Source organism: Kitasatospora sp. NPDC056531, from assembly GCF_042794375.1.
Lineage (GTDB): Bacteria > Actinomycetota > Actinomycetes > Streptomycetales > Streptomycetaceae > Kitasatospora.
Genome location: NZ_JBHTTU010000287.1, coordinates 1 through 2,426 on the forward strand (window position 1 = coordinate 1; position 2,426 = coordinate 2,426).

Annotated in this window: 1 protein-coding gene; it reads left to right on the top strand. The window is 73.3% G+C overall.

Annotation, left to right across the window (positions count from 1 at the left end; translation table 11 throughout):
- On the top strand, positions 1-2,426 hold a 2,426-nt coding region (locus tag ACFQ87_RS45670; RefSeq protein ID WP_380616959.1), incomplete at both ends, for a beta-ketoacyl synthase N-terminal-like domain-containing protein.

The window sequence follows — 2,426 nt, forward strand, 5'->3', positions numbered from 1 at the left end:
TACCGCAACCTGCGCGAGACCGTCCAATTCGACCTGGTGGTGCGGGGGTTGCTGGAGTCCGGGCACGGTGTGTTCATCGAGGCCAGCCCCCACCCCGTCCTGAACGTCGGCATCCAGGAGAACATCGACGCGGCCGGGCGGGATGCGGTGGTCCTGGGCTCGCTGCGCCGTGGTGAGGGCGGCACCGCACGCTTCCTCACCTCCATGGCCGAGGCCCACGTGCACGGCGTGCGAGTCGACTGGGCCGCGGTGCTCGACGGCCGGAACGCGCGCCGGATCGACCTGCCCACCTACGCGTTCCAGCGCCGCAGCCACTGGCTGGCACCCGCCACCAGGCCCGCCAGACTCGAGCTCCAGGCCGTGGCGGCGCAGACCGACGGCTTCGCGGAATCCGCCGAGCCGTACGCGGACGCCGAAGCCGACGCCTTCGCGTTGCTGCGCCGCAGCCTGCTCGACCTGCCGACCGCCGAGCAGCGGCGCAGGTGCCTCGACCTGGTCTGCGCCGAGGCCGCCACGGTGCTCGGACACCGGGGAGCGGCCGACATCCGGCCCACGCTGACCTTCCGCGATCTGGGCTTCGACTCGACCATGGCGGTGGAACTGCGTAACCGGGTCGGTGCGCTCCTCGGCTGCCGGCTCCCCAGCACCCTGCTCTTCGACCGCCCGACCCCCACCGCGGTCGCCGACCACCTGCGCGACCTGCTGCTGGGCACCCAGGACCGCCTCCCGGTGCCGGTCGTGACGCCGGTCCACGACGACCCGATCGTGATCGTCTCGATGGGCTGCCGCTTGCCGGGCGGCGTGACCACACCGGAGCGGCTCTGGCAGCTGCTCGTCGAGGAGGGCGACGCGATCTCCGGCTTCCCCGGCGACCGCGGCTGGGACCTGGAGGATCTCGCCCGCCCGGTCGGCGGGGACGGCGCCTCGATCCCGCAGGCCGGTGGATTCCTTTACGACGCGGCCGAGTTCGACGCCGTGTTCTTCGGGATCTCGCCACGTGAGGCGGCGGCGATGGACCCGCAGCAGCGGCTGCTGCTGGAGACCGCATGGGAGGCGGTCGAGCGGGCGGGCGTCGACCCGGCCTCGCTGCGCGGTGACCAGGTCGGCGTGTTCGTCGGCGCCATGGCCCAGGAGTACGGCCCGCGGCTGTACCAGCGCTCCGAGGAGGCCCAGGGGTATCTCCTCACGGGCAGTTCGACCAGCGTCCTCTCGGGGCGGTTGTCGTACGCGCTGGGCCTGGAGGGGCCGGCGGTGACGGTGGATACGGCGTGTTCGTCGTCGCTGGTGGCGCTGCACCTGGCTGCGCAGTCGCTGCGGGCGGGGGAGTGCTCGCTGGCGCTGGCGGCGGGCGTGACGGTGATGGCGTCGCCGGGGATCTTCGTGGAGTTCAGCCGGCAGAACGGGCTGTCGCCGGACGGGCGGTGCAGGGCGTTCGCCGCGGGTGCGGACGGCACCGGTTGGGGTGAGGGCGTCGGTGTCGTGGTGCTGGAGCGGCTTTCGGACGCGCGGCGCAACGGCCACGAGGTGCTGGCCGTGCTCCGCGGCAGCGCGGTGAACCAGGACGGTGCGTCGAACGGTCTGACGGCGCCGAACGGTCCGTCGCAGGAGCGGGTGATCCGCCAGGCGCTGGCGAACGCCGGGCTGTCCGCCGCCGAGGTGGACGTGGTGGAGGCGCACGGTACGGGTACGCGGTTGGGTGACCCGATCGAGGCGCAGGCGCTGCTGGCGACCTACGGTCAGCAGCGAGCCGCCGAACGCCCGTTGTGGCTGGGGTCGTTGAAGTCGAACATCGGGCACCCGCAGGCGGCCGCGGGTGTGGCCGGCGTGATCAAGATGGTGCTGGCGCTGCGGAACGGCGTGCTGCCGAGGACGCTGCACGTGGACGAGCCGTCGCCGTTCGTGGACTGGTCGACGGGTGCGGTCGAGCTGCTGACGCAGGCCCAGGACTGGCCTGCGGGCGATCAGCCCCGCCGTGCCGGTGTGTCCTCCTTCGGCGTCAGCGGGACCAACGCCCACGTGATCCTCGAAGAGGCCCCCGCGCAGGCCGGTACGGACCCGGCTGCTGCGGACGATGCCGAGGAGCCGGCTCCGGTGGTGCTGGGTGGTGCGGTGGTGCCGTTGGTGGTGTCGGGCCGCAGTGAGGCGGCGTTGCGGGAGCAGGCGCGGCGGTTGGCGGGGGTGTTGGCGGGGTCGGGGGTTCGGCCGGTGGATGTGGCGTGGTCGTTGGCCTCGGGGCGCTCGCGGTTCGAGGAGCGGGCCGTGGTGGTCGGCGCTTCGCCCGAGGAGCTGGCCTCGGGACTGGAGGCGATCGCGGCCGGTGAGCGTTCGGGCGCGGCGGTGTGGGGCCGGGCGCAGGACGGCCGGGTGGTGTTCGTGTTCCCGGGTCAGGGGTCGCAGTGGGTGGGGATGGGTTGGGAGTTGTGGCA